Genomic DNA, 22,999 nt, shown 5'->3' on the forward strand with positions numbered 1-22,999 from the left:
GTCAGGCATCCTCAAGCTGATGGGATTGAACGGGCAGGCGGTTGCCTGCTGCGGCGGCGCGCCTGGCCCCCTTGTCGAGTTCTTTCAGCAGCGCGCGGACGTAATGGTCGAAATCGAGCTGGATGGTGTGGCGCCGCGCGGCATAATACTGCCCGGTGTAATAGTCCTCGTCGGCCTTGATGATCCGCTCCATCTCGGCCGCGTCGGGCGGCAGGTACTGCCCGGCCAGGTAAGCCGCCACCAGCTTTGACTGCTGCTCGGCAAAGTTGACCAGCGTCGGCAGCGGCTGGGCCAGCCCCATGTAGAACAGGTCGGGCACGCCGGGCTTCATGATCCGCTTGTACAGCGGCGGCGGGCGGTTGTCGGCATCGGCCTTGAAGCTGGGTTCGTCAAAGAACGGGAAGCTGATGTCATAGCCGGTGGCCCAGACGATCACGTCGATCTGTTCGCGCGATCCATCGGCGAAGACCACCCCGTCGCCGTCGAGCCGCTCGATCCCGCCCTTCATCGTGATGTCGCCCGAACCGGCGCGGACCAGGAATTCGCCCGAAACGGTGCCGTGGCTTTCGAACGGGCCGATCTCGGGTTCGGGCAGGCCATAATCGCTCATCTTGCCGACCAGCCCCTTGACCATCCGTGCGCCAAGCCACTGCTTGATGCCCTTGGGCAGCCAGGCCGGGGCGGGGTTCTTGTCGAGCGGCTGGCCCTTGTAATACTTGGGGAAGATCCACACCCCGCGGCGGGTGGAGACGAACAGCTTTTGCGCCATCGGCCGCTGCGACAGTTCGCTCGCCACGTCCATCGCCGAATTGCCCATGCCGACCACCAACACCCGCTTGCCCACGCAGTCGACCGGTTCGAACGGGGTGCGGTAATTGTGGCTGTGGATCTGCGCGCCGTCGAAGTGGCCTGGATAGTCGGGAATGCGCGCCGCCCAGTGATGCCCGTTGGCGACGCACAGCGCGTCGTAATGCATCACCTCGCCGGTCGACAGAGTGATCCGCCAGCCGCCGTGGGCCAGACGCTCAGCCTTTTCGACCCTGGTGTTGAAGCGGATGTGCTCCCTCAGGCCGAAATGGTCGACGTAGTCATGGAAGTACTGCAGCAGCAGCGAATGGTGCGGATAGTCAGGCCAGTCCGCCGGAACCGGATAGTCCTCGAAAGCCAGGCGCCATTTCGACGTGTCGATGTGCAGGCTTTGATAGCAGGCCGACTGGCCGTTGGGGTTGTTGTAGTACCAGGTTCCGCCGATGTCGTCCGACGCCTCGTAGACGTCGAACGGGATGCCGTAATCCTTGAGCCGCTTGGCCGTGGTGAAGCCGCTGCATCCGGCTCCGATAATGCACACGCGTGGCTTGGTCATTGCGTCACTCTCCCAGGGCCGGGAGTATGTTTAATCGTGCGGTTAATGTCCAGCGGCGATACGCGATGACGAATAGGGGGCAAGCAGGGTCGCCGCGCGCGCCCAGTCGCCATTGAGCCACAGCTGCCACGCCGCCGGATTATCCGGCAGGATCACCGGCATCGCGGCGTGCCCGGCCTCGCGCCAGGCGGCGTTGGCCGCGCAGGTCAGCAGCGCGAAGCTGGGAATTTCGCTGTCCTTCCACACCCCGGCCATGGCGAACAGCGGCTGATCGGTGCAGCCGAGCCACAACTGCGGGCGCTTGCCGGTGGCTGGATGGGCTCGCCCCCAAACCATCACCGCGGTCGCCGGGACCAGGCAGCGGAACTCGCTGTTGCGCAGGTTGCCGATCCAGAACGGGCTGTCGGGATTGCGCACGGTCAGCACACCGCGCCCGGCATCCCCGGCGGCGGGCGGCGGCGGGACGCCCCACAGCCGCGGGACCATGCGGCGCGGCTGGCCGGGCGCGCGCGGCCCGGCGATCGCCTCGCGCCCGGCGGTAATGACGGGTGCGAACTGGCCCGGCGCGATCGTACCGCCGCTCCACGGATCGCCCCCCGCCGCCGCGCCAAAGCGCGCGGCAATCGCAGCTGCATCGGTGGCCAGACGATAAAGTACGGTCATTGCCGAAGTCCCGGCAGGGTCGCGCTTGACCGATAGTCAATTTGTGTCATATATACTCAACTTGTAGCATATGGAGTCCGGCGATGTCGCTGCACTATGCCATTCTTGTCGCGCTTACCGATGCGCCAAAATCGGGCTACGACATTGCCAAGCAGTTCGATGAAAGCACCGGCTTTTTCTGGCGCGCCCGGCAATCCCAGATCTACCGCGAGCTCGGCAGCCTCAAGGCCCGCGGTTGGGCCGAATCAGAGGAAATCGCCCAGGTTGGCAAGCCCAACCGGATCGTCTTCACCATCACCGCAGCGGGGCGGCAGGCTTTGATCGATTGGTCGCGCAAGCCCAGCGAGGTGCAGGAGCTGAAAGACGATTTCCTGGTTCAGCTCTATGCGCTTGAACATATCGATCTTGACGGGCTGCGCGCCAATATCCTGGCCCGTCAGGAACGTCACCGCGACCATCTGGCGCAATACCAGGCAAAGTTCAGCGCGCTTGAAGGCAAGCGTGATCTCAACGCGATCGGCCGCCGCCTCGCGCTGGAAGTGGCGCTGATCTATGAACGCGAATGGGCCGATTGGTCAGAGCGCGCGCTGGCGGCGCTCAGTCCGGACAGCCTGGGCGGGCGGGACACCGTCGTGCCGATTACCAAGGGGGGAAGTGGCCATGCTTAGTGAAAGCCGTCGCAGTCTGCTGGTGTTCAATGGCGTCGGGCTGATCGCCACGGCGATCCTCAGCGGCTGGATCTACTTCTTCTTCCTGCTTGGCGCGGTCGACCTGTGGCCCTTTGTCACCGATGTTCCGATCCACTTGCCGGGGGACCGGCGGGCCTGGAACATGGCCCACCTCGAAGGCATCACCAACGGCACCATGCTGATCGCGATCGGCGCTGCGGGCGGGTATCTTCGCCTTGGCGAGCGGGCCCAGGCGGTGCTGGTCTGGGCGGCGCTGGCATTTGGCTGGCTGTTTACATTGCCGGCGATTGCCAACGCCCTGTTCGGCACCCGCGGGCTGGAGTTCGGCGGCGGTCCGTTTCCTGGCAGCGTGACGCTCAACAACCTGGTCTTCCTGGCCGGCTGGCCGGCGATGATCGGGGTGCACGTCGCCTTCGCACTGCTGCTGTGGGGAGCGTGGCAGTATCGCCGTCAAGCGCGGGTCCAGGCATGACCGGCGCGGCAATCCAGGTCAGGCGAATCCCCTTCGCCTTCGACGAGGCGATCGATCCGGTCTGGCACCCCGGCCGCCCTGAGTGGAGCCACATGGTCAACGGCGCATCGCTGGCCATGCCCTATCTCGAACCGTTCCTGATCAAGACCGTGACCGAAGCACTGAAGCAGGTCAGCGACCCGGCGCTGCGGGCCGATGTCCAGGCCTTCATCGGGCAAGAGGGCGTGCACTTTCAAAGCCATCGCCGCTACAACGAGATTCTCAAGCGGACCTGTCCCGAGCTGGCCGAAGCCGAGGCCGAGATGGAGGCCGACTATCGCCGCTTCCAGAAGCGCAGCCTCAAGTGGCGCCTGGCCTATACCGCCGGGTTCGAGACGATGACCATGGGGATCACCGAATGGCTGATCCGCCAGCGCGGACTGCTGTTTGCGGGAGCCGATCCGGCGGTGACGTCGCTGGTGCTGTGGCACATGGTCGAGGAGACCGAGCACAAGAACGTCGCCTATGATCTCTACACGCACCTGTTCGGCGACTATCGCGGCAAGGTCTGGGGACTGCTTTGCGGATCACTCCACGTCGCCTGGGCCAGCCGCAAGGGTTATGTCCGCCTGCTCAGGCGCGACGGCTTGTGGCACAGCCCGCGCAGCCGGCTGCGGCTGTGGACGATGGTGGCGCGGTTCCTGATTCACGCCTCGCCTGCCATGATCCGGTCGCTGCTGCCCGGCTATCATCCCTCGCGGGTCCGCGATCCGGCCTGGGTGGCGCGCTGGACCCAGGCCTATGCCGGCTTGCCCGAAGGCCGCATTCCCCTGCTCGATACCGCCGATCCGGAGATCCCGGCCCGCTTTGCCTGACTCCGGCCAAACCGGACGATATAACAGGTCTGCGCATTGCGCTGACCCCCCGCGGGCAAAACCGGACGCACCTTCCATGATCTGGTTTATCAGATCGCGCCCTGGGCTGATCTCGGATGCGGGCAAGATCATCGCATTGCCTGCGGCCCTAAATCGCGTCGAGCGGCAACTTCAGGTAGCGGCGGCCATTGCCGTCCGGCTCGGGCAGCCTGCCGGCGCGGATGTTGACCTGGAGCGAGGGCAGGATCAGCTGCGGCGCATCCAGCGTGGCATCGCGGGCCTGGCGCATCGCCACGAAGTCGGCCTCGGCAATGCCATCGTGAATATGGACATTGCCCTGGCGCTGCTGGGCCACGGTGGTTTCCCAGACGATGGTGCTGCGCCCGGCTGGCAGGTAATCGTGACCGACGAAAACCCGGAATTCGGGCGGCAGAGCCAGCAACTTGCGGATCGAGGCATAGAGCATGGCCGCGTTGCCGCCGGGAAAGTCGCAGCGCGCGGTGCCATAGTCGGGCATGAACAGCGTGTCGCCGACGAACACCGCATCGCCAACGACATAGCTGACGCAGGCCGGGGTGTGCCCGGGGGTGTGCAGCACCTCGATCTGCAGGAGGCCGAGCGGCAGGCGATCGCCTTCATCGACCAGTCGGTCGAACTGGCTGCCGTCGGGGACCAGGTCATCAAGCGCGAACAGCGTGCCGAAGACATCTTGAATCGCGGTGATCCCTGCGCCGATGGCCACGTGCGCACCGGTCTTTTCGCGCAGGTAATTCCCCGCCGACAAGTGATCGGCGTGGGCGTGGGTTTCCAGAATCCAGTCGAGCGTCAGGTCGTGCTCGGCCAGGTGCGCCAGCAGCGCATCGGCCGATCGGGTGGCGGTGCGCGCGTTGTTCGGCGTAAAATCCAGCACCGGGTCGATAATTGCGGCGCGGCGGGTGGCTGGATCGGACACGATGTAGCTGACGGTGTGTGTCGCAGGATCGAAAAAGGCGGCAACGGTGGGAACGGCGGTCATGACGACTCTCCTCTGCGTTCTATATGAGCACTTGCTAAATTAGAATCAATGCATATAATGGAATTCATGTTCGACCTGACCCGCTTCGACCCTGCCCTTTTTGCCGAAAGCGCCGGCCGCGCCGCCGCGCTGCTGCGCCTGCTTGGCAATGAAAAGCGCCTGATGATCCTGTGCCAGCTGGCCGACGGCGAATTGTCGGTCGGCCAGATCCATGACCGGATCGACCTGTCGCAATCGGCCTTGTCGCAGCACCTGGCGATGCTGCGGCAGCAAAGCATCGTCGCAACCCGGCGCGAAGGCCAGACGATTTTCTACCGCATTGTCGATCATGCTGCGCTGCAGGTGATCCAGACCCTGGCCGAACTGTACTGCCCCCCTGAATTGAGGAATGCACAATGACCGCTCGCCTGGTTTCCCTGACCCCTGCCGAACTCTCCGAGCGCCTCGCCGCAGGCCGTGCGGTGCTGGTCGATGTCCGCGAGGCCGACGAGTTCGGCCGCAGCCACATCGCCGGTGCACTTTCGCGCCCGTTGTCGCAATGGGAGCGCGCGCATCTGGCCGTCCGGCCTGAAACCGACGTCGTCTTCACCTGCCGCTCGGGCGTCCGCACCCAGGGCGCCTGCGACCGACTGGCCGACCGGGTCGAGGGGCCGGCCTATGTGCTTGAAGGCGGAATCGACGGCTGGAAGCGCGCCGGATTGCCGCTGAAGGTCGCGCGCAAGGCCCCGCTCGAGATCATGCGCCAGGTCCAGATCGCGGCGGGGACGCTGGTCCTGCTCGGCGTGCTGCTGGGCCTGACCGCCAGCCCGGCGTGGTTCGGCCTTGCCGCTTTCGTCGGTGCCGGACTTACCTTTGCCGGAATTTCGGGCTTCTGCGGAATGGCCAGAGTGTTGCTGCTGGCCCCGTGGAACCGGCCGCGGCGGGCCTGAGCCGATGGACCTCGCACCGCTCCTGCTTGCCGCGCTGGGCGGCGGTCTCGTCGGGTTCCTGCTGACGCTGTTCGGCGGGGGCGGATCGGTGCTGGCGACGCCCTGGCTGATCTATGTCGTCGGGGTCGCCGATACCCATGTCGCCATCGGCACTTCGGCAGCGGCGGTCGCGGTCAATGCGGTGACCGGGCTGGTCGCCCAGGCCCGCGCTGGCCGGGTCAAGTGGCCCTGCGCCACCGTCTTCGCGCTGACCGGGCTGGCCGGGGCGCTGATCGGCGCCCACCTGGCGCAGCTGGTATCGGGCGCGGCATTGCTGACCTGGTTTGCCGTGGCGATGATCGCGATTGCCGTGTCGATGCTGATCCCGCGCAAGAACCAGGGCGATCCCGCGGTGCATATCACCTGGCCGATCGTCGCGCGGCTCGCCCCGCTGGGGCTGGCCGCCGGGCTGGCCGCAGGCTTCTTCGGCATCGGCGGGGGATTCCTGATCGCGCCCGGCCTGATGGCTGCCAGCGGCATGACCCTGGCCAATGCCGGGGCGAGCAGCCTGGTTTCGGTGGCGCTGTTCGGCAGCGCGACCAGCCTCAGCTATGCCGCCGCGGGCAAGGTCGCCTGGCCGCTGTTCGCCGCACTGGTCGCGGGCGGCGCGGTTGGCACGCTGGTCGCCCTGCCGCTGGCCAAGCGGCTGGAAAGCCGCGCGCCGCTGGCCCGCAAGTTGTTCGCCGGGCTGGTCATCGCGGTGGCGCTCTACATCCTGTTGCGCTGACCCGGGCGCAGGCCTACAACGCCGCATCCCCGGGGAGCGCGCCTGCGCTGAGAGGGGCGGATGGCACCGCCCGACCCGTCGAACCTGAACCCGTTAGCACGGGCGGAGGGAGGGCCGGCATCCGCGCTCCTGCTCCGTCCTATCAAGGACTTTGCGCATATGGCCGACATTCCCAGCAAGCTCGAGATTGGCGTCACCACCGGGCCGATCCGCGGCAGCAAAAAGGTCCACGTCGGACCGCTCGGCGTGGCGATGCGCGAAATCCACCTCGAGCCTTCAAGCGGCGAGGCCCCGGTGCGGGTCTATGACACCAGCGGCCCCTACACCGATCCCGCGGTACGGATCGACATCGCCCAGGGCCTGGCCGAACTGCGCAAGGACTGGATCCGCGGCCGCGGCGATGTCGAGGAGGTGACCCAGCGCGAGGTCAAGCCCGAGGATAACGGCCAGCTTGGCCCCGACCGTTCGGGCGGCGTCCCCGCCTTTCCCAACGTGCGCCGCACGGTGCTCCGCGCCAAGCCGGGCGGCAACGTAAGCCAGATGCACTACGCCCGCCGCGGCATCGTCACCCCCGAGATGGAATACGTCGCCACGCGCGAGAACCTGGGGCGCGAGCAGATCATCGGCCACATTCGCGACGGGCAGGACTGGGGCGCGGAAATCCCGGACTATGTCACCGGCGAATGGGTCCGCCAGGAAGTCGCCCGCGGCCGCGCGATCATCCCCAGCAACATCAACCACCCGGAATCGGAGCCGATGGCGATCGGCCGCAACTTCCTGGTCAAGATCAACGCCAACATTGGCAACTCGGCGGTGGCCAGCGATGTCGCCAACGAAGTCGACAAGATGGTCTGGTCGATCCGCTGGGGCGCCGACACGGTGATGGACCTCTCCACCGGGCGCAACATCCACGACACCCGCGAATGGATCCTGCGCAACAGCCCGGTGCCGATCGGCACCGTGCCGATCTACCAGGCGCTGGAAAAGGTCGGCGGAATTGCCGAGGACCTGACCTGGGAGGTGTTCCGCGATACCCTGATCGAACAGGCCGAACAGGGGGTCGATTACTTCACAATCCACGCCGGGGTGCGCCTGCCCTATATCCCGATGACCGCCAAGCGCGTCACCGGGATCGTCAGCCGCGGCGGCTCCATCATGGCCAAGTGGTGCCTGGCGCATCACAAGGAATCGTTCCTCTACGAACGCTTCGATGAGATCACCGAGATCATGAAGGCCTATGACATCGCCTACAGCCTGGGCGACGGGCTGCGCCCCGGATCGATCGCCGATGCCAACGACGAAGCCCAGTTCGCCGAGCTCTACACCCTGGGCGAGCTGACCAAGCGCGCCTGGGACCAGGACGTCCAGGTGATGATCGAAGGCCCCGGCCATGTGCCGATGCACAAGATCAAGGAGAACATGGACAAGCAATTGAAGGCCTGCGGCGAAGCGCCGTTCTACACCCTCGGGCCGCTCGTCACCGACATTGCCCCGGGATACGATCACATCACCAGCGGGATCGGCGCGGCGATGATCGGCTGGTTCGGTACGGCGATGCTCTGCTACGTGACGCCAAAGGAACACCTCGGCCTGCCCGACCGCGACGACGTCAAGGTCGGCGTGGTCACCTACAAGCTCGCCGCCCACGCGGCGGATTTGGCGAAGGGCCACCCCGCAGCCAAGGTCCGCGACGACGCCCTGAGCCGCGCCCGCTTCGAATTCCGCTGGCGCGACCAGTTCAACCTCAGCCTCGATCCCGACACCGCCGAGCAGTACCACGATCAGACCCTCCCCGCCGAAGGCGCCAAGACCGCGCACTTCTGTTCGATGTGCGGGCCGAAGTTCTGCAGCATGAAGATCACGCAGGAAGTGCGCGATTTTGCGGCGAAGCAGAATGCCGCGCCCGACACCTTCCTTGCCGCAGAGGCGGCAGGGAAGCTTGTGCCGAGCGAAGTCGAGGCGGGGATGGAGGAGATGAGCCGGGTCTACAACGAAGGCGGGCGGGAGTTATATATCGGGCAAGGCGACCGGGAGCACGATTGACCACAAGCGCGCGCGTGGCGACGCGCGCGCTTGTAAGGTCGCCGTTACGCGCCGCCGCTGACGCCGATGACCTCACCTGTGATCCACCGCGCGTCGTCGGACGCGAGAAACACGGCCGCCACGGCGATGTCGTCGGGCTGACCGGCGCGGCCTAGTGGCGTCTGGGCAATGATCTGGTCGGCAAAGTCGGACCCTTCGACAATTCCCGCAGCATCGGTCCCTTCGGTCAGCGTCATGCCCGGCGCGATCGCGTTGACGCGGATCCGGCGCGGTCCCAGTTCGGTCGACAGAACCCGCGTGATCGCATCGGCCGCGGCCTTGCTGGCCGTGTAAAGCGACGCACCGGGCAGCTTCATCCGCGTGATGTTCGACGAGATGTTGATCACGCTCGCGCCTTCAGCAAGATGCGGCACCGCGGCTTTCGTGACGTTGAGCAGCCCAAGCACATTGATCCCGAACATGCGGTGATACTCCAGCGGATCGAATTGCTCGATCGGCGCAAAGGCATAGACCCCGCTGTTGTTGACGACGATATCAAGCCGCCCGAATTCACGCAGCGCGGCGTCGACCAGCGTCGCCGCCTGGGCCGGATCGGCCACGTCGGCGCCAACCGCGACGGCCTTGCCGCCACCATCCGTGATCGCAGCAACGGTGGCTTCGGCGCCTTCGCGGCTGCTTGCGTAGTTGACAATTACTGCGGCGCCTTCTGCCGCCAGCGCCTTCGCAATGGCCGCGCCGATGCCCTTCGATGCTCCGGTGACAATGGCGACCTTGTCCTGCAATCGAGCCATGGTGAATTTCCTTTCTGAAACGCCTCGGCCACAAGCGGCCATAGTGCGATAGTTCAGGAATATGGAACTATTGAACTCAAGGACAAGGGGGACTATCTGCTTTTTTGTCATGCGCCCGTTCATTCACCCATCAATCGAAAGCGTCACGCCGCAGGCCATCCTGCATGCGCTGTCCGATCCCGAGCGCGCGCGCATCTATGCTGAAATCGCCGGCCTTGGCTGCGTTCGGGGGTGCGCGACCCTTGCCGACACCGGCGACCGGGTCATTCCCAAATCATCTCTGTCCCATCATTTCCGAATTCTGCGGGAAGCAGGTCTGATCCGGTCCGAAAGACACGGTGTGGAGATGCGCAATTATCCGAGATGCGCCGAACTCGACGCGCGCTATCCAGGTCTGCTGAAAGCAATCATGGGCGCTTACACCGGCACGCAAGGGACCGATAGTTCAGGCAGCGGGCACTAAGCGTTCCACCAACCGCTTCAACTCCGCCGGCGTCGTGTGTCCCGCGATCACCTCGTGATACCCGATCCCCGCCTTGCGCATCGCTTCCTTCTTCACCGCGTCCCCTGCTGTCGCTGCGCCTCCCGGCAAGTGATGCCCGCTGCCCTGGTATTCGAACGCGTGGCGGACCTGGGCGGGCTCGTCCAGCAGGGCGAGATTGACGCGCTATCGCGCTGGCCGTGCCAAGGCTTCGTTTACCGGATGCGGCATATCGTCTGCCGATGGCACGCCACCATCCGACTCGCCGCCACGGTGCAACACGGCGAAGCCCGCCGCCCCAGCGCGGCGGTGGGGGCTGGCTTGTGGGCGCGGCCTTGTTCGGGACGGTTGGCGGGATTGGCACACTGGCCCTGTCGGAAGATGGCCGCGCCGCGATCACCGCGCGGGTCAAGCCAGTCGCGGTGACAATGGGTCTGATGTGGGCGCGAACGCCGCGGGCCGGGGATCACTGGCGCGGCTGCGATCCGGTGCGGGCGGCGGGTTCGGCCCCGCTCTATCGCGGCGAGCCGGGCTACCGCGAAGACATGGATGGCGACGGCGACGGGGTGGCCTGCGAGCCGATCCAGTAAGCGGGCCGTCACGGTTCGAAGCTGGATCCCCGCCTTCTCTGGGATGACGAGGGAGGGCCGTTGCGCTCAGGGCTCAGGCCTTTCCTACATCGCCGCCGTGTGGCATAGTCCCGGCGATGCGCCTGCCTGCCAGCCCTGTCCTGTCCATGCCTTGCAGCGGTGGCTCCGACCGGCGATCGGCGCTTCACAGGGATGTGAACTTTGCCCGCATGTACCCTGTGAACTTCGGTGTGAACTTCCACCGCGGCCCCAACCAAAAAGGGCCCGGCGGATGCCAGGCCCTTCATGGGATGCGCCCCGTCCGGGGCTTGTCTCGCCGCACGGGTCAGATCACGGCGGCGGGCATGACCTGGACCAGGAAGGCAAGGCTGAACAGCGTGGCGAATGCGGCTGAAACGGCGGCGTTGAAGCGGGTGGCGGTCATTGTTCTTCTCCTGAATGGCCGGGCGGGAACCATTCCTGCCCGATGACCAGGGCTATACCCCAGGCCGCGCTGGGGGGTGGAACACTGTTCTTGCATAGGGGCTATGCACGGATGCATAGTCGCGCCGAAAGGCGAGGAAACCGCCGATGTTCGACTGGAACGACCTCAAGTTCTTCCTCGCCGTGGCCCGGGGTGGCAGCACGCTGGCGGCATCGCGCAAGCTGCGGGTCAGCCAGGCGACGGTGTCGCGGCGAATCGCCTTCATCGAGGAGCAGCTGGGGGTCGAACTGTTCGCCCGCGCCGCATCGGGCCATGCCCTGACCGCCCGGGGCGAGGCGCTGGTCATTCATGCCGAGGCGGTGGAGCGCGCCGCCGGGGCCTTTGCCGAGGCAGTCCAGTCGGAATCGCGCCGCCTGGCGGGCACGGTGCGGGTTACGACGGTGGAATCGGCGGCCAGCGCCTGGGTGATCCCGGCGATTGCCGGACTTCACGAAAGCCTGCCCGGAGTGCAGGTGGACGTCATCTCGACCGACGAGAATCTCGATGTGGCGCGCGGCGATGCCGATTTCGCGATCCGCTTTGGCCCGATGCCCGAAGGCGAGACGCTGATCGTGCGGCGGCTGACCGAGCTGCACGAGTGCGTCTATGCCGAACGCGAGCTGGTTGCGCGGCTGGGCCGGCCCGAGACCGTGGCCGGGCTTGACGCCTATCCGCTGATCATCGAAACCTCGGCACCGTTCGGGCGGTTCGCGAAATGGCTGATGGCCGCGGCGCCGGGCGGGCGGATCGTCCAGCGGGTGACCAGCCTGTCGAGCGTGATCGCCGGGGTCCGTGCCGGGATCGGGGCGGCGCTGTTGCCGACGATCATCGGCGACGGACTGAAAGGCGTGGTCCGGGTCACCCCGCCGATCCCGGAGCTGACCACGCCGTGCTGGCTGGTCACCACCGATCAGGCGCGCCGCCAGCCCCACATCCGCGCGGTGATCGATTGCGTCGCCGACTACGTAGCGCGCCAGAGCCGGCCGCCGCAGGACCTGGGCAGCGAGCCATCGAGCCTGCCGGGGCGGACCGGAACGGCGGTCTGATCACGTTTGAACAGGGGGAATGACAATGGAGCAAATCATCCTGGGCGCCGCCGCGGCGTTCAACTTCGTCATCGGCGGGCCTGGCCTGATGCAGAATGACGCCAGCCGCGACGGGCGCGTGGTCAGCCTGCTCGTGGTCTGTTTCGGCGTGGTCTATGCCGTGGCTGCCAGCGATCCGGCGCGGTTCCTGCCGATGCTGTGGGCCGGGGTCCTGGGCAAGCTGGGGGTGATCGCGCTGATGGCCCCGGCACTGCGGCGGGGCGAACTGCCGCGCGCGGTAGGCTGGGTGCTGGCCGGCGACGGCCTGTTCACCGCGGCGTTCCTGGTCATGCTGCTGCGCGGCTGAGCACCATGGCGCACGACAGCCGCATCGTCACCTGCACCGGGCCGCAGGATCCTCACGCTTTCGATGGCATACCCCTGCTGCCGCGCAGCGGGGCGCTGGACCGGGTGTGCCCGCTGTGCGCCGGGCATGGGCAATGGAATGTCGAAATCGACCTCGCCAGCCAGCGCAGCAAGCGCTGCCTGTGCGGCAAGTGCGACGGGCGCGGCTGGATCGAGACCGGGGATGATCCGGTGCCTTCGCCCGACATCGAGTGCGCCCCCGGCGAAGCGCCGCGCTGGATCACCCGGCTGGCGCCGTCGGACGACCGCGATCCCGACGCGGCGGACTAGCCGCGCTTCATGTTGTCCAGCCCGGGCAGCACGCCGGGCTTGAGGCTGGGCTTCGAGGCGTTCTGCTTGGGCGCCTTTTCCGCCTTGGGCTTGCGCGCTTCGCGGCTCGATTTCTTCTGCCCTTTGGCCATGACCTGTCCTTCGCGGCGGAGTGCCGATGGGCCGGTCCTGCGCCTTTGCCGGCGCAATGTCGAAGGAATTGCACGGCGCGGCGCAGCGGCCGCGAACAGCGCGCCCGGCCGTGCCATGGGGCTGCCATAGCAATCGGGTTAGCGAGGGGTTGCACAATGTTGAGTACCAGAAGGCGCCGCGCCTTGGCGGGGCTGGCCGTGCTGGGCCTGTTACTGGGCCCACAGGGCGCAGCGGCGCGCAGCCGTCCGGCCAAGCCGCCCGCGCAAAAGGCTGCGGCGGCAAATGAGCGGAGCAAGACGGCTGAGACTGCGACCGCGCCGGACAAGGCGAAGGCCCGTCCGGTGCAGCGCGGCGGATCGCTTTACGCCGTGGTCATGGGTCCGGGTCCGGCGTGGAAAAAGGGCCAGCCGCTGCGCAAGAGCCGCAGCGACGAACACTGGCGTTACTGGCAAGACCTGCACGACAAGGGTCTGGTCGAAAGCGCCGGGCCGGTCGGCAAGGATACCGGCTTTGCCTTGCTGCGCGCGCGTAACCAGCGCGAGGCCAATGCCGTGCTGGCCGCCGATCCGGCGATCCGCGCGGGCCGCTTTCGCGGTGTCGCGCGGCCCTATGACGAGACGATTGGCGACTGAGGCGGTGACTGGGCCCTATTCGCTGTCGAGCGCGACGACGGTGATCACCTTGGCCTCGACCGGCGCCTCTTCGGGCGCTTCTTCGGGCGTGGCCACCGGTTCCGGCGCCGCATTGGCCGTGGCGGGCGCGGCGGGCTCAGCGGCCGGGCGCAGCGCAATCGCTTCGCGGTAGGCCAGCCGATAGGCTCGCTCGGCCTCGGTGGCGGCTTGCTGCGCAAGGCGTTCCTGCGCGGCGTATTCCGGCGGAAGCTGCAACTGCGCCGGATCGTCGAGGCGCATCACGGCCAGGCCCATGGCCGAGCTGTCTTCGGGACCTGCGCCGTGGCTGGCGGAGTAGGCCTGCTGATACTGCGGCTGGATCAGGCTGCGCCACGCCGGCTCGGCCGGACCGGCGGCCAGTTGCGGGATTGCACTGGCCGCAGCGGTGCCAAGGACAATGCCGCCGATCACGGCTGAAATCAGAAGGGGACGTGCCTGCATCGGCCTGCTCCGGGTCGCGGGGGGTTCCCGGTCTAAACCCGGGCGCGGCGGATCTGTTCCCGTGGGCGTGTCAGGCCAGTTCGCGCAGCAGCCGGTCGACGTCTTCGGTGCGGCACAGGTCGGTGCCAGGATGGAGCACTGCAGCGGTGCCCGAGGCAATCGCGCGGAGGAAGGCGCGTTCGATCCCTTCGCCCAGGATCAGCCCGGTAACCAGCCCGCCGACGAAGCTGTCACCCGCACCGGTGGTCGATTCGGCAACAGCCTTGATCCCCGGGTGGGTCAGGACCCCGCCGCGGTGGACCAGAACCGCGCCCTCTTCGCCCATGGTCACTGCCACGATCTGGGCCTTGCCGGCGTCGACCAGCGCACCGGCGGCCTCGGCCACTTCGCCGTGGGTCTTGAGTTGGCGGCCCAGCAGGGTCTCGAACTCGCCCACGCTGGGCTTGGCGATGTACATCGATCCGGCGGCAAAGCAGGCGGCCAGCGAAGCGCCCGAGGTATCGACTACCAGCTTGCGTTCCTGCGCCAGCAGCGGCGCGGCGAGGCGGGCGAAGAAATCGTCGGGCACCCCGCGCGGCAGCGATCCCGAGGCGACGACCCATTCCGCCGGGCTCGCGAAGCAAGCACCGAGCAGCGCGCGCCATTCGTCCTCGGCCACCTTGGGGCCTTCGGGGACGAAGCGGTATTCGTGGCCGCTGCAGCGTTCATAGACCGCCAGGCTCATCCGGGTGTGATCGTGGATCGGGATCGCCCGGCGCGGCAGGCCGGAATTGTCGAGCAGCTCGTCGAGCAGGGCCCCGGTCGGACCGCCCGAGAGGTAGACCGCCTCGACCGGGACACCGAAGCGGTGCAGGACGCGCGCGACATTGAGCCCGCCCCCGCCCGGATCGTAGCGCTCGCCAAAAGTGCGTATCTTTCGGGTCGCCGACACTGCCTCGGCCTCGCAGGCCGAATCGATCGCCGGGTTGAGAGTCAGCGTGGCGACGCGGTCCATCGATCGCGGCTCAGCGCTTGCGCACGAACTCGGCGCGCAGAACCAGGCCCTTGATCCCCGGATAGCGGCAGTCGATCTCCTGCGCGTCGCCGGTCAGGCGGATCGACGGGATCACGGTGCCTTGCTTCAGCGTCTGGCCCGCGCCCTTGACCGTCAGGTCCTTGATCAGTGTCACCGCATCGCCGTCGGCCAGCAGGTTGCCCACCGCGTCGCGCACTTCAACCGCGCTTTCGGCGGCACGCTTGGCCGCGAGCTCCGAGGCCGGCAGCCACTCGCCGCTGTCCTCATCATAGACGTAGTCTTCGTCGTCTGCTGCCATGGCCCGCTCCTTCGCTCACGGCATGGCAGCCGGCGCCGCGCTTGACCAGCCTGCGTGGCTGCGAATGCCGCGCGAAAGACGTATTCATCGTCTGTCGCAACATTTGTGCAGGTCGGCGCAATCCACGTCGGCCGATCTTGTTTGCGGCCCCGCATAAGCGCACCGCGATTGCGGGAGGGTCGTAACATGAACAGTACCTGTGTGGTCGCCATTGCGGCGGCCTTGGCCGTGGCCATTGTCGGTCACGGAGCGCCGGCGTTTGCCCGGACCGTACGCGGCGGCACCGCGCAACCCCTGGCAAGCAACATGGCCAATGAGCACCTCTGGCACCTGCGCGCCGGGCTCAACGTTGCGGCCTTGTCGTGCCGTGGCAGTGGGCGCGAAACGGTCGCGCCGGACTACTCGCGGCTGCTGAGCCGGCATCGTGGGCTGCTCGCCTCGGCCTATGCGGCCGAACAGCGCAAATACAGCGGCGGGATGGATCGTCATCTGACCCAGCTGTACAACCGCTTTGCCCTGCAGCGTTCACCCGGACAGTTCTGCGCCAGGGCCGCGGATGTCGCATCTGAAGCGGCAGCGATGGATTCGCCGACGCTGGCGCGCAGTGCCGGATCGCTGCTTGCGCGGATCGATTGAGCTCAGGCGCCGAGCCCGTCCCAGACGAGCTTGGCGCCCAGCAGCACCATCAGCCAGTAGATCAGGCCATAGAACCGCGCCGGATCCATCCGGCGGATCAGCCAGACCGCGCCCAGCGTGCTGAGCACGGCCAGCGGCACCAGCAGCGCCGCCGCGGTCAGCACCGCGCGGTCGAACGATCCGATCAGGATGAAGCTGGGCACCTTCATCCAGTTGATCGCGGCAAAGGTCACCGAACTGGTACCGACGAAGACCTGGTGCGGCAAGCGGCGCGGGGTCACCCACATCTGGAACGGTGGCCCGCCGGCGTGGGCGATCTGGCTGGTGAAGCCTGTCGCCACGCCGAACAGCGTACCGACCCAGCCGGGCGAATCCGAAGCCGCGACAATCCGCCCGCCGCGCCCCAGCCACAGCCGGTACAGCCCGAAACCCAGGGTAATCGCGCCCAGCACCAGCATGACCCGCGCCTCGTCGACCGAAGCGGCAAACCACGCCGCCAACGCCACGCCAATTGCCGCGCCGGGCAGCATCCGGGCGACGATCCAGCGGTCCCAGGACTTGCGGAACGACCATACACTGACGACGTCCTGAACCAGCAGGATCGGCAGCAGCAGCGCGGCGGCCCTGGTTGGCGGCAGGACCAGCGCCAGCATCGGCGTGGCCAGCGCGCCTAGGCCGGAGAACCCACCCTTGGCCAGCCCAAGGATGAACACCGCGATGACAGTCACGGCCAGGATGGCGGGATCGGAAAGCAGGTCCATAACCGCTGCCAAGCACAGCGGCCCGCTGTGCGCAACCGGCGCGCCCCCTTTGCCGGTGTTGCATCCGCCACTAGAAAGTTGGGAGACGCAACTGGAGGGAGACCGTCCTGCCAGATCCCGAGGCAATGGATCAGACAATAATAACACTGGCTTCGGCTCCGCTGGGTTGGTCGCCGCCCTGGCCTGGAACGAGTCGATCAAGGCAACGCTGGCCAAGCTGGGACTGAGCGACGACCTGACGGGCCTAAACACCTATGCGATCCTGGCGACGGTGATTGCGTTCGTGGTCCTGGCGCTGTTTGGCCGACTCGCTGCGCGGTTCGGTGGCGACGCTGCCTTTGAGCGCGAAAACCAAAGGCTATGGTACCGGGACCTCGCCGGGCTCGCCCCTGACGATCAGGGTGTTAGGCTGACCTTGCAAAGGGGTGAGTCGATGCAGGATCACGTCCGCCGCCGCAGCGTCGTCAAAGCCGGGCTTTCGCTCGCCGCGGTGGCAGCCGCGGCGCCGTTGCGCGCGGCGCAAGGCCCGGACGATCTGGGCACGCTGCTGGGCGGCAAGCTGCCCGATCCACTGCGCGCCGCTTTTCCCGCCGGACTGGGCCAGGTCGCGCAGATTGTTGCGCAGGTCCTGCGGCTGGAGCAGCAGGCCAAGGCACTGCGCCTGCCCGCTTCTCCGCTGTCGACCGGGGAAGGCGGTCTGCCGGCCGATCCGGGCCGGTTCTACGAAGCGACGATGCCGCGCCTGGTTGCGCTGATTGACCGGGCCGGGACGATCGATCCGCAGCTGGGTGACGAGGCCGGGGCGCTGCTGGCCCGGCTGCACCGCACCCAGTACGACGCCCCCGATGCCTGGTTCAGCCAGGTCGACGCAGCGGCGGCCCAGGTCAAACCCGACGGCGGCGGACTGCTCAATCTGCCCTCGCTTCCGGTGCGCCCCATGCGCCTGGCCGAGCCGCCCGAAAGCGAGCCACTGGCCTTGCCGCGCCCGCAATTGCCCGAACCGGCAGGTTCCCGCCGGGCGCCCACAGCGCTGGCTACCGCCCAGCGCCTCGGAGGACAGCGCCAGCGATGCACTGCGGCTGATGGGCTTTGCCGATCAGGACGACTGGTCGCTGCCGCGGCTGCTCTACCGGCTCGAAACCTACAACGGTTTTGGTTATTGCCGCGCGGGCCGGGCCAGCCCCTATCTGTGGAGTTTCTCGACACTGTACGAGCGCGGCAAGTTTGTCGCCGACGGCCGGTTCGATGCCAGTGCCCGCTCGCAGCAATGCGGCGCGGCGGTCATGCTGAAGGTCCTGGCCGATGCAAGAGAACTGCCAACTTTCTGATCAAGTTCTTGTAGTCTATAGATAATCGCGTTAACCGCAGTGCAATTATAGTACAGTAATCAGGAGTTACCATGCGTCTTGCTACCCTTGTCGCCACTGCTGCCGGTTTTGTCCTCTTGCCGTCCGCCGCACATGCCGGTGCCTGTGAAGACGGTTTCGTCAAGAAAGGCAATTTCATTACCGGACTGCGCTACACCGCGTCCCAGACAGTGGTCGACCTGCCGCCCGATGTGGCGATCAACCAGCTGCGCGGTATTACCGCAAAGCGCGGCTATCAGATCATCGCTGCTGAACCCACGGTCGGTTCGCTGCTGATCGAGCAGGACCGCCAGAGCAATGCCCGCGGTTTTCCAATCGAATTTGCCGCCACGCAGGAAAAGGGGCTGGGCACTGTCCGTGTCGAAGCAAAACTGCCCGCGGGCATGAATGCAAAGACGGAGGCTGTCCGGCCCGAATTGTGCGGCATGCTGGGTGAGCTCAAAGGCGGCAAAGCCGGTAGGCTGGCGGCCGCCGGGGGGGCAAACGCGGTAGGTCAGCAAGCTGCGCCGACCGTGCTTTCGGCTCAGGAGTTTTCGCAACAGATATCGAAAGACGCCGAACGGAATTCGGCGATCATCCCGCTACGCTATGCCAATCGCAGGTATACGCTGTCGGGCAATGTCGATTATGTCATTCGTGACGGCAGTGTCTATCGCGTCGCTTTCAAGATTCTGCAGCCGTACCAGCTGGCGCTCCGTCTGCCCAACATGGCGTCAACGTTGTCTCAAGTCAGTTGCCTGATGGGCCCAGGTACGTCAGTCTATACACTCCAGCTCAAGCCTGGGAAATCGGTCAAGCTGACCGGCACTTTCTACGAATATGCGGAGTTCAAAGATGTTGTCTGGTTCAAGGACTGCACCCCGGCAAAATGACATGGTAGCGGCGCTGCGCCCTGTCTTCCTGTTCGCGCTGCTGTTTGCTGCGGAGTCTGCCGTAGCGGCAACGCCCGAACAGGTTGCGGCGGCGGCGCTGGCCGCGGCACCGGTGTGGGACGGACACAACGACGTGCCCGAACAGATGCGCGACCGGCGCAAGAACGTGCTGGCGGACTTCGACTTTCGCGACACCACCAGCACCGGTGATGCAGCAAAGGGTATTGCGCCGATGATGACCGACCTCAGGCGGCTCAAGGCCGGCAAGGTCGCCGCGCAGTTCTGGTCGGTCTATGTCTCGGCCAATCTGCCCGAACCGCAAGCGGTCCAAGCCACGCTTGAACAGATCGACGTGATGAAGCGGATCATCGCGCGCTACCCCGCCGAAATGCAGTTCTGCACCGACAGCGCCTGCGTCGAAAGCGCGTGGAAAGCGAAGAAGGTCGCCTCGCTGATCGGGATGGAGGGCGGTCACTCGATCGGCGGATCGCTGGCGGTGCTGCGCCAGATGCACGCACTGGGCGCGCGTTACATGACGCTGACCCATTTCAAGAACCTGGCCTGGGCGGAAAGCGCCACCGACGTGCCGATGCCGCAGGGTCTGACCCCGTTCGGCAAGGACGTGGTGCGCGAAATGCAGCGGCTTGGCGTGCTGGTCGATCTCGCCCATGTCAGTGAAAAGACGATGATGGACGCGCTGGCCGTGGCCCGCGCACCGGTAATCGTCAGCCATTCCAATGCCCGGGCGATCAACCACCATCCGCGCAACGTGCCCGATGCCGCGCTAGACGCGATCAAGGCCAATGGCGGGATCGTAATGGTCAATTTCTACCCCGCCTACGTGGTCGAGGATACGCGCCAGTACAATGCCCGCCGCGCCGGGGAAGAGGCGCGGCAGAAGGCGCTGAACACCGGCAATCCGGAAGGAACCAAGGCCGCCATGGCCGAATGGGACAAAGCCAACCCGGCCCCCATCGGCTCGATCGCCGATGTCGCCGGGCAGATCGACTATATCGCCAGGCGCATCGGCGCCGACCACGTCGGGCTGGGCGGCGACATGGACGGGATCGAAGTATCCGTGAAGGGCATGGAGGATGTCTCCAAATACCCCGACCTGTTCGTGGCTCTGGCGCGCAGGGGATGGGCCCAGGCCGACCTGGAGAAACTCGCCAGCCGCAACATGATGCGCGTGCTCAAGGCTGCCGAGGCCTATTCAGCCGCGCATCGCAGCGATCCGCCGATCGAGAACCCGACGAGCTTCTGACCCTACATCGCGCCGCTGGCCGCGGCCTTGGGTGCCTGCGTTCCATCGGTACTTGTCAGCGCCCCGGTCACCCAGGCAATGGTCATGGCCGCGCAGGCCAGCAGCAGGCTGATCAGCAGGACAGTAAACACGTGATTGCCGCGGAGGCCGCCCTTGGCTTCCTCGGTCGTGATGTGGATCTCTTCCCCTTCGCGGTGCATTGTCGTTCTCCTGCAGCTGGGATTTGCAGGTGAAACGCCGCGCGGCGACGCAGGTTCCGCAAACCCGGTTCTGCCCCACGCGGTCAGTGTGCCTCAATCCGGCCCAGCATGCGAAAGAAAAACGCGGTAGACCACCCAAGCAGCACCATGCCGAGGATGCTTTCAAATGCACCGAGCAGCCGCCATTCGATGGCGATATGGGTGTCGTTGTAGCCCACGGTTGAATAGCTAATGGTCGAAAAGTACAGCGCCTCTTCCAGTGATGGGATCGCCCCGATACCCAGATAGATCAGGGTGAAGGCCCAGATCTCGAGTCCGTGCAGCGCGAGCATGGCTATCACTATGGCCAGCGTAAAGGCGACGCCACGCGGGCTGAGCGGACGGATATGGCGCAGCCGTTCAACTCCGGTTTCGCTACGCACCAAGCGCGCCAGACCGAACAGGCCGAAACCGTGGATGATGACGCAGGCCACGACCATGATCCCCGAAAGGATGAACTGGACGAGAAGCTGCGACACGGCCCGCGTCAGTCGCGCAGCAGATCGTTGATCCCGGTCTTCGCGCGGGTCTGGGCGTCAACCGTCTTGACGATTACCGCGCAGTACAGCGAGGGGCCGGGCGAGCCGTCGGGCAGCGGCCGTCCCGGCATCGAACCGGGAACGACGACACTGTAGGGCGGAACCACGCCGATGTGCACCTGGCCGGTAGCCCGGTCGACGATCTTGGTCGATGCGCCAAGGTAGACCCCCATCGACAGCACCGCACCTTCGCAGACCCGCACCCCTTCGACCACTTCGCTGCGTGCGCCGATGAAGCAATTGTCTTCGATCACCACCGGCCCGGCCTGGAGCGGCTCGAGCACGCCGCCGATCCCGACCCCTCCGGACAGATGGACATGGGCGCCGATCTGCGCGCAGGACCCGACCGTAGCCCAGGTATCGACCATCGTCCCCTCGCCAACGCGGGCACCGATATTGACGAAGCTGGGCATCAGGATCACGCCCTTGCCGATGAACGAGCCGCGCCGCGCAACCGCACCGGGCACGACGCGAAAGCCAGCCTCGCGAAAGCGATTCTCGCCCCAGCCGGCAAATTTGGAAGGAACCTTGTCATAGGCCGGAGCACCACCGGCACCGTGTTCGACCACGACATTGTCGTTCAACCGGAAACTGAGCAGCACTGCCTTCTTGAGCCACTGGTTGACTTGCCAGCCGCCATTCCCGTCGGGCTGCGCGACGCGGGCCTGGCCGTTGTCGAGCAGTTCGAGCGCAGCCTCGACCACGTCGCGCACGTCGGCGCTGGCCGGAGTGACGGTATCGCGCGCATCCCAGGCGGCTTCGATGGCGGCGGCAAGATCGGCGGACATGGTGCAACTCCGGGCGGTTGGTCGTTCTTGCCGCCTATACCCGTCCGTCCGCCGATGCCAAGCTACATCCCCGCGAGCTTCGCATACTCGGTGGCGCGATCGACCAGCGGCTGGACACGTTCGGATTGCGCCTTGGCATGGGCCGAGCTGGCGGTACCGTCGATCACGCGCTTCTTGATGCCCTGAAGAATCCCGGCCAGGCGGAAAAAGTTGTAGGCAAAAAGCCAGTTCATGTCGGGCACGCTGTCGCGCCCGGCAGTCTGGCAATAGCGTTCGACCACTTCGTCCAGCTCGGGAATGCCCAGCGCCTTGCGGTCCAGGTCAGCGACGCCGGAACGACCGCCGTTTTCGGTGACCCAGGCCATGCAAACATAGGAAAAATCGCCGAGCGGATCGCCCAGGGTCGACAATTCCCAGTCGAGCACGGCGAGCACCTTGGGTTCATCCTTGGCCCAGATCATGTTGTCGATCCGGTAATCGCCGTGAACCACGCTGGTCCGGGTCTGTTCGGGCAGCGTCGAGGGCAGCCATTCGATCAGCCGTTCCATGTCGGGCATGTGCTCGGTCTCGGACAGCTTGTACTGCTTGGTCCAGCGATCAATCTGCCGCCCGAAATAGTTGCCAGGCTTGCCGAAATCGGACAGTCCGACCGCCTCGACATCGACGGTGTGGAGCTGGGCCAAGGTATCGATCATCGCCATGTAGGTGGCGCGGCGGTACTCGGGTTCGGCACCGGGCATCGCCCCATCCCAGATGGTCTTCCCGTCGACCATGTCCATGATGTAGAACCACGAACCGACCACGCTGTCGTCGGTGCACAGGCCATATTGCTTCGCCGCCGGGAAGCCGGCCTTGTTCAGCGCGTTCTGGACCTTGTATTCGCGGTCGACCGCATGGGCGCTGGGCAGCAACGGCCCGAATGGCTTGCGCCGCAGCACATAGTTGCCGCTCTTCGCCGCGACCTTGTAGGTCGGATTCGATTGCCCGCCCTTGAACTTGGTCAGGTGCAACGGGCCTTGGAAACCGGCGACGTTGGCCGTCATCCATTCGGCCAGCTTGCCCTCGTCAAGCTTGTCGGCGCCTTCCGGCTCGACCGTGCCGACAAAGGCTTCGTCCGCGTTGATTGCGTCGCTCAT

General features: G+C 66.1%; 30 protein-coding genes. 17 read left to right on the forward strand and 13 right to left on the reverse strand.

Going from position 1 to position 22,999, the window contains the following annotated elements; all coding sequences use genetic code 11:
• Position 1: 1 nt before the first annotated feature.
• Both ACFFF7_RS05445 and ACFFF7_RS05450 read right to left on the reverse strand, forming a co-directional pair.
• Positions 2–1,363 (reverse strand): flavin-containing monooxygenase, encoded by a 1,362-nt coding sequence (locus ACFFF7_RS05445; RefSeq protein ID WP_379480340.1) that lies wholly within the window; start codon positions 1,361–1,363, stop codon positions 2–4.
• A 42-nt stretch (positions 1,364–1,405) separates the two neighbouring features.
• Positions 1,406–2,026, reverse strand: a complete 621-nt coding sequence (locus ACFFF7_RS05450) for an SOS response-associated peptidase family protein (RefSeq protein ID WP_379480341.1) — start codon at positions 2,024–2,026, stop codon at positions 1,406–1,408.
• Between the two features lie 83 nt (positions 2,027–2,109).
• Between ACFFF7_RS05450 and ACFFF7_RS05455 the strand changes: the two genes are divergently transcribed.
• Genes ACFFF7_RS05455 through ACFFF7_RS05465 form a run of 3 tightly spaced genes read left to right on the forward strand, consistent with a single transcriptional unit; the run spans position 2,110 to position 4,041 of the window.
• A complete protein-coding gene (locus ACFFF7_RS05455; protein WP_379480342.1) occupies positions 2,110–2,694 on the forward strand; it encodes a PadR family transcriptional regulator in 585 nt (194 codons plus the stop codon).
• Positions 2,687–3,187: a styrene oxide isomerase gene (locus ACFFF7_RS05460; RefSeq protein ID WP_379480343.1), complete on the forward strand. Its 501-nt coding sequence runs from the start codon at positions 2,687–2,689 to the stop codon at positions 3,185–3,187. The genes ACFFF7_RS05455 and ACFFF7_RS05460 overlap by 8 nt, the downstream gene beginning before the upstream one ends.
• Positions 3,184–4,041: a metal-dependent hydrolase gene (locus ACFFF7_RS05465; RefSeq protein ID WP_379480344.1), complete on the forward strand. Its 858-nt coding sequence runs from the start codon at positions 3,184–3,186 to the stop codon at positions 4,039–4,041. The genes ACFFF7_RS05460 and ACFFF7_RS05465 overlap by 4 nt, the downstream gene beginning before the upstream one ends.
• 148 nt (positions 4,042–4,189) lie before the next feature.
• Here ACFFF7_RS05465 and ACFFF7_RS05470 read toward each other — a convergent pair whose 3' ends face one another.
• Positions 4,190–5,056, reverse strand: a complete 867-nt coding sequence (locus ACFFF7_RS05470) for an MBL fold metallo-hydrolase (protein ID WP_379480345.1) — start codon at positions 5,054–5,056, stop codon at positions 4,190–4,192.
• A gap of 66 nt (positions 5,057–5,122) precedes the next feature.
• Between ACFFF7_RS05470 and ACFFF7_RS05475 the strand changes: the two genes are divergently transcribed.
• The 4 genes from ACFFF7_RS05475 (at position 5,123) to thiC (ending at position 8,794) form a co-directional block, all read left to right on the forward strand.
• Positions 5,123–5,455 (forward strand): ArsR/SmtB family transcription factor, encoded by a 333-nt coding sequence (locus tag ACFFF7_RS05475; RefSeq protein WP_379480346.1) that lies wholly within the window; start codon positions 5,123–5,125, stop codon positions 5,453–5,455.
• Positions 5,452–5,985, forward strand: a complete 534-nt coding sequence (locus tag ACFFF7_RS05480; RefSeq protein ID WP_379480347.1) for a rhodanese-like domain-containing protein — start codon at positions 5,452–5,454, stop codon at positions 5,983–5,985. The genes ACFFF7_RS05475 and ACFFF7_RS05480 overlap by 4 nt, the downstream gene beginning before the upstream one ends.
• A gap of 4 nt (positions 5,986–5,989) precedes the next feature.
• Complete coding sequence (locus tag ACFFF7_RS05485; protein WP_379480348.1) at positions 5,990–6,751, forward strand: sulfite exporter TauE/SafE family protein; 762 nt, start codon at positions 5,990–5,992, stop codon at positions 6,749–6,751.
• Between the two features lie 159 nt (positions 6,752–6,910).
• Positions 6,911–8,794 carry a phosphomethylpyrimidine synthase ThiC gene (gene thiC, locus ACFFF7_RS05490; RefSeq protein WP_379480349.1) on the forward strand — a complete coding sequence of 628 codons (1,884 nt, stop codon included), beginning with the start codon at positions 6,911–6,913 and terminating at the stop codon, positions 8,792–8,794.
• A gap of 44 nt (positions 8,795–8,838) precedes the next feature.
• Here the strand turns inward: thiC and ACFFF7_RS05495 are convergent, their stop codons facing one another.
• The gene (locus ACFFF7_RS05495; RefSeq protein ID WP_379480350.1) at positions 8,839–9,585 is read right to left on the reverse strand and encodes a glucose 1-dehydrogenase; all 747 of its coding nucleotides are present in this window, start codon (positions 9,583–9,585) and stop codon (positions 8,839–8,841) included.
• Between the two features lie 109 nt (positions 9,586–9,694).
• Between ACFFF7_RS05495 and ACFFF7_RS05500 the strand changes: the two genes are divergently transcribed.
• From ACFFF7_RS05500 to ACFFF7_RS05520, 5 genes are all read left to right on the forward strand, one after another.
• Entirely contained in the window at positions 9,695–10,048 is a 354-nt protein-coding gene (locus ACFFF7_RS05500) for an ArsR/SmtB family transcription factor (RefSeq protein ID WP_379480351.1), read from the forward strand.
• Between the two features lie 260 nt (positions 10,049–10,308).
• Positions 10,309–10,656 (forward strand): excalibur calcium-binding domain-containing protein, encoded by a 348-nt coding sequence (locus ACFFF7_RS05505; protein ID WP_379480352.1) that lies wholly within the window; start codon positions 10,309–10,311, stop codon positions 10,654–10,656.
• Between the two features lie 570 nt (positions 10,657–11,226).
• Positions 11,227–12,165 (forward strand): LysR family transcriptional regulator, encoded by a 939-nt coding sequence (locus tag ACFFF7_RS05510; RefSeq protein ID WP_379480353.1) that lies wholly within the window; start codon positions 11,227–11,229, stop codon positions 12,163–12,165.
• Between the two features lie 25 nt (positions 12,166–12,190).
• Positions 12,191–12,511 (forward strand): hypothetical protein, encoded by a 321-nt coding sequence (locus ACFFF7_RS05515; RefSeq protein ID WP_379480354.1) that lies wholly within the window; start codon positions 12,191–12,193, stop codon positions 12,509–12,511.
• A gap of 5 nt (positions 12,512–12,516) precedes the next feature.
• Entirely contained in the window at positions 12,517–12,840 is a 324-nt protein-coding gene (locus tag ACFFF7_RS05520; protein WP_379480355.1) for a hypothetical protein, read from the forward strand.
• Here the strand turns inward: ACFFF7_RS05520 and ACFFF7_RS05525 are convergent.
• Complete coding sequence (locus ACFFF7_RS05525) at positions 12,837–12,971, reverse strand: hypothetical protein (protein ID WP_379480356.1); 135 nt, start codon at positions 12,969–12,971, stop codon at positions 12,837–12,839. The two genes, ACFFF7_RS05520 and ACFFF7_RS05525, sit on opposite strands and share 4 nt — an antisense overlap.
• Positions 12,972–13,127: 156 nt before the next feature.
• On the opposite strand from ACFFF7_RS05525, the gene ACFFF7_RS05530 reads away from it, so the two are divergent.
• Positions 13,128–13,604, forward strand: a complete 477-nt coding sequence (locus tag ACFFF7_RS05530) for a YciI family protein (protein WP_379480357.1) — start codon at positions 13,128–13,130, stop codon at positions 13,602–13,604.
• 15 nt (positions 13,605–13,619) lie between these two features.
• Here ACFFF7_RS05530 and ACFFF7_RS05535 read toward each other — a convergent pair whose 3' ends face one another.
• The 3 genes from ACFFF7_RS05535 to ACFFF7_RS05545 all read right to left on the reverse strand — a co-directional run bounded on the left by ACFFF7_RS05535 (position 13,620) and on the right by ACFFF7_RS05545 (position 15,397).
• Positions 13,620–14,084 (reverse strand): hypothetical protein, encoded by a 465-nt coding sequence (locus tag ACFFF7_RS05535; RefSeq protein ID WP_379480358.1) that lies wholly within the window; start codon positions 14,082–14,084, stop codon positions 13,620–13,622.
• Between the two features lie 70 nt (positions 14,085–14,154).
• Positions 14,155–15,078, reverse strand: a complete 924-nt coding sequence (locus tag ACFFF7_RS05540) for a 1-phosphofructokinase family hexose kinase (RefSeq protein WP_379480359.1) — start codon at positions 15,076–15,078, stop codon at positions 14,155–14,157.
• Positions 15,079–15,088: 10 nt separating this feature from the next.
• Positions 15,089–15,397, reverse strand: a complete 309-nt coding sequence (locus ACFFF7_RS05545; protein WP_379480360.1) for an alkylphosphonate utilization protein — start codon at positions 15,395–15,397, stop codon at positions 15,089–15,091.
• A gap of 186 nt (positions 15,398–15,583) precedes the next feature.
• On the opposite strand from ACFFF7_RS05545, the gene ACFFF7_RS05550 reads away from it, so the two are divergent.
• Positions 15,584–16,033, forward strand: coding sequence for a hypothetical protein (locus tag ACFFF7_RS05550; RefSeq protein WP_379480361.1), 450 nt, complete (start codon positions 15,584–15,586; stop codon positions 16,031–16,033).
• A gap of 2 nt (positions 16,034–16,035) precedes the next feature.
• Here ACFFF7_RS05550 and ACFFF7_RS05555 read toward each other — a convergent pair whose 3' ends face one another.
• Positions 16,036–16,794: a sulfite exporter TauE/SafE family protein gene (locus ACFFF7_RS05555; RefSeq protein WP_379480362.1), complete on the reverse strand. Its 759-nt coding sequence runs from the start codon at positions 16,792–16,794 to the stop codon at positions 16,036–16,038.
• A gap of 166 nt (positions 16,795–16,960) precedes the next feature.
• Between ACFFF7_RS05555 and ACFFF7_RS05560 the strand changes: the two genes are divergently transcribed.
• The 3 genes from ACFFF7_RS05560 to ACFFF7_RS05570 are packed head-to-tail and all read left to right on the forward strand — an operon-like array spanning position 16,961 to position 20,297.
• A complete protein-coding gene (locus ACFFF7_RS05560; protein ID WP_379480363.1) occupies positions 16,961–18,136 on the forward strand; it encodes a DUF5654 family protein in 1,176 nt (391 codons plus the stop codon).
• 57 nt (positions 18,137–18,193) lie between these two features.
• Positions 18,194–19,033: a hypothetical protein gene (locus tag ACFFF7_RS05565; RefSeq protein ID WP_379480364.1), complete on the forward strand. Its 840-nt coding sequence runs from the start codon at positions 18,194–18,196 to the stop codon at positions 19,031–19,033.
• 1 nt (position 19,034) lies between these two features.
• Entirely contained in the window at positions 19,035–20,297 is a 1,263-nt protein-coding gene (locus tag ACFFF7_RS05570; protein ID WP_379480365.1) for a dipeptidase, read from the forward strand.
• 2 nt (positions 20,298–20,299) lie between these two features.
• Here ACFFF7_RS05570 and ACFFF7_RS05575 read toward each other — a convergent pair whose 3' ends face one another.
• The 4 genes from ACFFF7_RS05575 to ACFFF7_RS05590 form a co-directional block, all read right to left on the reverse strand.
• On the reverse strand, positions 20,300–20,497 hold the full coding sequence (locus tag ACFFF7_RS05575) for a hypothetical protein (RefSeq protein WP_379480366.1): 198 nt from the start codon (positions 20,495–20,497) through the stop codon (positions 20,300–20,302).
• Between the two features lie 83 nt (positions 20,498–20,580).
• Entirely contained in the window at positions 20,581–21,015 is a 435-nt protein-coding gene (locus ACFFF7_RS05580) for an ion channel (protein WP_379480367.1), read from the reverse strand.
• An 8-nt stretch (positions 21,016–21,023) separates the two neighbouring features.
• Entirely contained in the window at positions 21,024–21,863 is an 840-nt protein-coding gene (gene dapD, locus ACFFF7_RS05585; protein WP_379480368.1) for a 2,3,4,5-tetrahydropyridine-2,6-dicarboxylate N-succinyltransferase, read from the reverse strand.
• Between the two features lie 62 nt (positions 21,864–21,925).
• Positions 21,926–22,999 (reverse strand): phosphotransferase family protein, encoded by a 1,074-nt coding sequence (locus ACFFF7_RS05590; protein WP_379480369.1) that lies wholly within the window; start codon positions 22,997–22,999, stop codon positions 21,926–21,928.

The organism is Novosphingobium aquiterrae (genome assembly GCF_042434435.1).
In the GTDB taxonomy this organism is placed as follows: domain Bacteria; phylum Pseudomonadota; class Alphaproteobacteria; order Sphingomonadales; family Sphingomonadaceae; genus Novosphingobium; species Novosphingobium aquiterrae.

What these genes read in the sequence shown, in the direction of transcription:
- ACFFF7_RS05475 (WP_379480346.1), top strand. Translation starts at nt 5,123, where the DNA reads ATGTTCGACCTGACCCGCTTCGACCCTGCCCTTTTTGCCGAAAGCGCC.
- ACFFF7_RS05505 (WP_379480352.1), top strand. Translation starts at nt 10,309, where the DNA reads ATGGCACGCCACCATCCGACTCGCCGCCACGGTGCAACACGGCGAAGC.
- ACFFF7_RS05525 (WP_379480356.1), bottom strand. Translation starts at nt 12,971, where the DNA reads ATGGCCAAAGGGCAGAAGAAATCGAGCCGCGAAGCGCGCAAGCCCAAG.
- ACFFF7_RS05570 (WP_379480365.1), top strand. Translation starts at nt 19,035, where the DNA reads ATGGTAGCGGCGCTGCGCCCTGTCTTCCTGTTCGCGCTGCTGTTTGCT.
- ACFFF7_RS05460 (WP_379480343.1), top strand. Translation starts at nt 2,687, where the DNA reads ATGCTTAGTGAAAGCCGTCGCAGTCTGCTGGTGTTCAATGGCGTCGGG.
- ACFFF7_RS05530 (WP_379480357.1), top strand. Translation starts at nt 13,128, where the DNA reads ATGTTGAGTACCAGAAGGCGCCGCGCCTTGGCGGGGCTGGCCGTGCTG.
- ACFFF7_RS05450 (WP_379480341.1), bottom strand. Translation starts at nt 2,026, where the DNA reads ATGACCGTACTTTATCGTCTGGCCACCGATGCAGCTGCGATTGCCGCG.
- ACFFF7_RS05445 (WP_379480340.1), bottom strand. Translation starts at nt 1,363, where the DNA reads ATGACCAAGCCACGCGTGTGCATTATCGGAGCCGGATGCAGCGGCTTC.
- ACFFF7_RS05485 (WP_379480348.1), top strand. Translation starts at nt 5,990, where the DNA reads ATGGACCTCGCACCGCTCCTGCTTGCCGCGCTGGGCGGCGGTCTCGTC.
- thiC (WP_379480349.1), top strand. Translation starts at nt 6,911, where the DNA reads ATGGCCGACATTCCCAGCAAGCTCGAGATTGGCGTCACCACCGGGCCG.
- ACFFF7_RS05550 (WP_379480361.1), top strand. Translation starts at nt 15,584, where the DNA reads ATGAACAGTACCTGTGTGGTCGCCATTGCGGCGGCCTTGGCCGTGGCC.
- ACFFF7_RS05590 (WP_379480369.1), bottom strand. Translation starts at nt 22,999, where the DNA reads ATGAGCGACGCAATCAACGCGGACGAAGCCTTTGTCGGCACGGTCGAG.
- ACFFF7_RS05480 (WP_379480347.1), top strand. Translation starts at nt 5,452, where the DNA reads ATGACCGCTCGCCTGGTTTCCCTGACCCCTGCCGAACTCTCCGAGCGC.
- ACFFF7_RS05520 (WP_379480355.1), top strand. Translation starts at nt 12,517, where the DNA reads ATGGCGCACGACAGCCGCATCGTCACCTGCACCGGGCCGCAGGATCCT.
- ACFFF7_RS05545 (WP_379480360.1), bottom strand. Translation starts at nt 15,397, where the DNA reads ATGGCAGCAGACGACGAAGACTACGTCTATGATGAGGACAGCGGCGAG.
- ACFFF7_RS05515 (WP_379480354.1), top strand. Translation starts at nt 12,191, where the DNA reads ATGGAGCAAATCATCCTGGGCGCCGCCGCGGCGTTCAACTTCGTCATC.
- ACFFF7_RS05555 (WP_379480362.1), bottom strand. Translation starts at nt 16,794, where the DNA reads ATGGACCTGCTTTCCGATCCCGCCATCCTGGCCGTGACTGTCATCGCG.
- ACFFF7_RS05540 (WP_379480359.1), bottom strand. Translation starts at nt 15,078, where the DNA reads ATGGACCGCGTCGCCACGCTGACTCTCAACCCGGCGATCGATTCGGCC.
- ACFFF7_RS05535 (WP_379480358.1), bottom strand. Translation starts at nt 14,084, where the DNA reads ATGCAGGCACGTCCCCTTCTGATTTCAGCCGTGATCGGCGGCATTGTC.
- ACFFF7_RS05455 (WP_379480342.1), top strand. Translation starts at nt 2,110, where the DNA reads ATGTCGCTGCACTATGCCATTCTTGTCGCGCTTACCGATGCGCCAAAA.
- ACFFF7_RS05470 (WP_379480345.1), bottom strand. Translation starts at nt 5,056, where the DNA reads ATGACCGCCGTTCCCACCGTTGCCGCCTTTTTCGATCCTGCGACACAC.
- ACFFF7_RS05565 (WP_379480364.1), top strand. Translation starts at nt 18,194, where the DNA reads ATGCGTCTTGCTACCCTTGTCGCCACTGCTGCCGGTTTTGTCCTCTTG.
- ACFFF7_RS05465 (WP_379480344.1), top strand. Translation starts at nt 3,184, where the DNA reads ATGACCGGCGCGGCAATCCAGGTCAGGCGAATCCCCTTCGCCTTCGAC.
- ACFFF7_RS05510 (WP_379480353.1), top strand. Translation starts at nt 11,227, where the DNA reads ATGTTCGACTGGAACGACCTCAAGTTCTTCCTCGCCGTGGCCCGGGGT.
- ACFFF7_RS05495 (WP_379480350.1), bottom strand. Translation starts at nt 9,585, where the DNA reads ATGGCTCGATTGCAGGACAAGGTCGCCATTGTCACCGGAGCATCGAAG.
- ACFFF7_RS05575 (WP_379480366.1), bottom strand. Translation starts at nt 20,497, where the DNA reads ATGCACCGCGAAGGGGAAGAGATCCACATCACGACCGAGGAAGCCAAG.
- ACFFF7_RS05500 (WP_379480351.1), top strand. Translation starts at nt 9,695, where the DNA reads ATGCGCCCGTTCATTCACCCATCAATCGAAAGCGTCACGCCGCAGGCC.
- dapD (WP_379480368.1), bottom strand. Translation starts at nt 21,863, where the DNA reads ATGTCCGCCGATCTTGCCGCCGCCATCGAAGCCGCCTGGGATGCGCGC.